This window comes from Corallococcus sp. CA047B (assembly GCF_003612065.1).
Taxonomy (GTDB): domain Bacteria; phylum Myxococcota; class Myxococcia; order Myxococcales; family Myxococcaceae; genus Corallococcus; species Corallococcus praedator.
Map to the genome: position 1 here is coordinate 1 of NZ_RAWD01000592.1, position 2,299 is coordinate 2,299.

A 2,299-nucleotide genomic window follows, 5' to 3' on the forward strand; every position below is an offset into this window, starting at 1 on the left:
GGGTGGGCGGGGGCCTCCACCGGCTTGCCGTCCGGGCCGAAGTCCACCGCCGCGGCCAGCAGGTTGCGCGCCGCGTTCCCGCTGAAGAGCCGGGCCAGGGTGGTGGTCTCCACATCCAGCCAGCGCGCGGCCTGCCGGAGGACGTCCAGGTACTCGCCCTCCATGGCCTTGGGCGGCCGGCTGGGGGCGGCCATGCAGACGCGGGCGTAGCTGTGCTCGCGGTCCACGTACATGCCCATGGAGCGGTCGCGGAAGTCCTTGGACAGGGCCTGCGTCATCGCATCCAGGTGCTCCTCGGGGGAGGACACCTTGCCGGACGTCTTGCCGGACACGAGCGGAATTTCCGCCACGTGCCAGCCGCCGTCGGCGAGCGCGTCCGGACGGGCCTCCACCCACTTCACCTCCGGAGTGGGCAGGTCCAGGCCCTCGCACACGCCTTTGAGCGTCTGACGCAGGGCGGTGAGATTACCTTCGACGTCGGAGAGGAAGAGGACAAGGCGTCGCTGCTGGGACACGCGGGGGGCTCCTTGGGTGGCCCGGTGAAAGCCCCGGCGTTAGCTGAGAATTTCCAGAAGTGTCCATGCCCGCCTGCCCTCCGGGCGGAGGAGGGCGGGCGAGCACGGTCCGGGACTCAAAGCGGGATGTTGCCGTGCTTGCGCGGCGGGTTCTCCTGGCGCTTGTCCTTGAGCATCTCCAGGGCGCGGATGACCTTGGCGCGGGTCTCCTCCGGGCGGATGACCTCGTCCACGTAGCCCAGCTCCGCCGCCTTGAACGGGTTGGCGAACTTCTCGCGGTAGTCGTCCGTGAGGCGCTTGCGCTCGGCGTTGGCGTCCGGGGCCTTCTGCAGCTCGCCGCGGAAGATGATGTTCACCGCGCCTTCGGGGCCCATCACCGCGATTTCGGCGGTGGGCCAGGCGTAGTTGATGTCCGCGCGGATGTGCTTGGACGCCATCACGTCGTACGCGCCGCCGTAGGCCTTGCGGGTGATGAGCGTGATTTTCGGGACGGTGGCTTCCGCGTACGCGTAGAGCAGCTTGGCGCCGTGGGTGATGATGCCGCCCCACTCCTGGTCGGTGCCGGGCAGGAAGCCGGGCACGTCCACCAGGGTGAGCAGGGGGATGTTGAAGCAGTCGCAGAAGCGCACGAAGCGCGCGGCCTTCACGCTGGCGTCGATGTCCAGGCAGCCGGCGAGGATGGCGGGCTGGTTGGCGACGATGCCCACGCTGCGGCCGTTCATGCGCGCGAAGCCGACGACGATGTTCTTGGCGAAGTGCTCCTGCACCTCGAAGAAGTGCTTGTTGTCCACGACGGCGCGGACAATCTCCTTCACGTCGTAGGGCTTGTTCGGGTTCGCCGGGACGAGCGTCTTGAGCGACTCCTCGGCGCGGAACGCGTCGTCGTCACACGGCTGCGCGGGCGGGTCCTCCTGGTTGTTGGAGGGCAGGTACGAGAGCAGCTCGCGCGTCATCGCGATGGCGGCCTGCTCGTTCTCCGCGGCGAAGTGGGCCACGCCGGACTTCTGGTTGTGCGTGAGCGCACCGCCCAGGGCCTCCTTGGTGACCTCCTCGTGCGTCACCGTCTTGATGACGTCCGGGCCGGTGATGAACATGTACGACGTGTCCTTCACCATCATGATGAAGTCGGTGATGGCGGGCGAGTACACCGCGCCGCCCGCGCACGGCCCCAGGATGAGCGAAATCTGGGGCACCACGCCCGACGCCAGCGTGTTGCGCAGGAAGATGTCCGCGTAGCCGGCGAGGCTCTCCACGCCTTCCTGGATGCGCGCGCCGCCGGAGTCGTTCAGGCCGATGACGGGCGCGCCCACGCGGGTGGCCAGGTCCATGATCTTGCAGATCTTCTGCGCGTAGGCGCCCGACAGCGAACCACCGAACACGGTGAAGTCCTGCGCGAAGACGAAGATCTGCCGGCCTTCCACGGTGCCGTACCCGGTGACGACGCCGTCGCCGAGGATCTTCTTGTCGCCCATGCCGAAGTCGTGGCTGCGGTGGGTGACGAACTTGTCCAGCTCGCTGAAGGAGCCGGGGTCGAGCAGCAGGTCGATGCGCTCGCGGGCCGTGAGCTTGCCGGCCTCGTGCTGCTTGGCGATGCGGTCGGCACCGCCGCCCTGCTCGGCCTGCTTCTCCATCTGCTGGAGCCGTGCGCGGAGAGGATCCTTCTCGGGGGTCGCGTCCATGACCGGCGGCTCTAACACGATTGCAGGGGCGGTCGCAGCGCTTCCCTTGCTCCCAAAGGGACGGGCGGACGGGCGGGCTTTTCGTGCAGCCGCAGGGGGTGGGAT

Annotated in this window: 2 protein-coding genes; both read right to left on the reverse strand. The window is 68.4% G+C overall.

Features of this window, described 5'->3' with window-relative positions; genetic code table 11:
• Positions 1–515 (reverse strand): hypothetical protein (locus D7X74_RS41320; protein WP_120538393.1); only part of this gene is annotated, 515 nt, incomplete at its 3' end.
• A 116-nt stretch (positions 516–631) separates the two neighbouring features.
• A complete protein-coding gene (locus tag D7X74_RS41325) occupies positions 632–2,194 on the reverse strand; it encodes an acyl-CoA carboxylase subunit beta (RefSeq protein ID WP_120538394.1) in 1,563 nt (520 codons plus the stop codon).
• Positions 2,195–2,299: the final 105 nt, after the last annotated feature.